Here is a 1852-nt window from a genome sequence, read left to right as displayed (position 1 = left end):
ATTGCCGGTCAGATGTTTGATAACGAATATGACTTGGCCATGACCGTCATTGACGGCATGGAAGCGCGTAGTAAAGCTGGAAATTATCAGCTAGAACGTTTTATGTTTAAATGCGCCTAGCTACTTACCGCTGTTACTGCAAAGAAATGTGAGTCGGGCAGAGAGATGTCCCCTAGCCCCTCTGGAGCGGCTCCGCCAGGACGGTTACTTTGAATCAATTCGGGCTGCTCTAGGCCCCAGATTGGGTACTAAACGTTAGCTGGGCTGATTGGCCTAAACCACAAAATTGTCGGTTTTCGCGCTGCATTAATTCAGCCGGAATACGAACGCGAATGCGAGCCAAGGGTTGCCCAATTAAGTCGGATGAGAGGGCTGGTAGCAGTGCCTCCGATCTCACCCTCGCCAAATCGACATTCCTAACCGCTTCGATGAAAACTACCTTGCCATTGATGGTGTTGGACTGACCATCTAGTTTGACCCGCACAGGGCTTTCAGTGTCAATACGATAGGCTTGTTCGGTAACCGCTAGGGTCTCGATCCACATATCACTACAGTCGAGCAAGGAGATCAACTCAGCTGGTCGATTGACTTGCTCCCCAGCATCGTGAAACGTGTTGTAGACAATTCCATCGAAGGGAGCCTCGATCGACACAAACTCAGCCGAACGTTCGGTCGAACGTTCTTCCGCAACCTGCTGCTGCTGCCGCTGCTGCTGGATTTGCACAGTCAAAGTTCGAATTTTAGCTGTCTGATCTTGAATGGCCCGCATGAGATTCTGCTGGCGAGCCTGCAAGTTATCGGTGCTCGATACGGCGGTCGCTCCCTGGCGGTGGGCACTGGCATTAATCGCAGCGGTTTCACTCTCGGATATTGCCTGTTGGACGGCGGCCTGGGCAGATCGCCACACGGCTTCTAGCTCATTGACTTGCTGGGCAGAAACCGCTCCTTTGTCTAATAGTGAACGGTAACGTTCATATTTATCGCGGGCTTCTCTCTCTTGGGCGATCGCGGCCTCTTGAGCGGCTTGATGATAGCTAACCTGCTGGCTTAACAGCTGTCGGCCTGTCGCATGTAGCACCTGGTCTTGGCGATTTAAATCTTGCAGCTGCTGTCTAAGCATGGCCAACGTCGCTTGGGCGCTACTGAGCTGGGCTAAGCTCACATCTAATGCCTGGCCTAGCTGTGCGGGGGTACTGGCCAGTTGCTCCTCAGCCATCAAAGGCTCTAGCTGAGCTAAGACCTGGCCCGCAGAGACTTTTGCCCCAGGGCGGGCGTAAAAGTTTTCCAAAGTGCCATCCACCGGAGCCTGAAGTCGGACGGTGCGACCATTGACCATCCCTCCTGAAAGGGTCAGATGGGTGAGACGGTAGGTAATCGATGCAGCACCAACGCCAACTGCAACAGTCCCTAAGGACAAACAAAGGCCACCGATGAACAGACGACGCCAAAAAGATGACTTGTGGTCAGCGGTTGGAAGGTCGTAATTTACTACAGTGTCAGTAATAGTCATTTTAAGAGAAGCTCGCTTAGAGTCTTTAGTAGCAACCAAAAGTTCTATATAAATACTCAAAAAACCTAAACAAAACCTGTGCAAACCACGCAAAAGGCATGAGTTTTTAGGCGATGTCGAGGAAAAACACGACATCTAAACTAGATCACGCTACAGCTGCTCTATGGTTAAGCAGCATTTAATAATTTCAGGGCGTTGCTGAATAGTGGTACGTTCGTAACTAGTCACAGCAACAAGAGAGGCGTAATGAGAAAGCCTCCAGAGACGCAGGATTAACCCGGTAAAAGAGCTGGGGGCGAGCACCCTGATGAAGCGATGAGTTCAAAGAGGTGGTCGACGGCG

1 protein-coding gene is annotated in these 1852 nt (G+C 51.2%); it reads right to left on the bottom strand.

Going from position 1 to position 1852, the window contains the following annotated elements:
* Positions 1-229: 229 nt before the first annotated feature.
* Entirely contained in the window at positions 230-1510 is a 1281-nt protein-coding gene (locus tag IQ273_RS32945; RefSeq protein ID WP_194027279.1) for an HlyD family secretion protein, read from the bottom strand.
* Positions 1511-1852 lie beyond the last annotated feature (342 nt).

The organism is Nodosilinea sp. LEGE 07298, assembly GCF_015207265.1.
GTDB lineage: Bacteria > Cyanobacteriota > Cyanobacteriia > Phormidesmidales > Phormidesmidaceae > Nodosilinea.
This window is presented reverse-complemented; position numbering and strand designations above follow the sequence as displayed.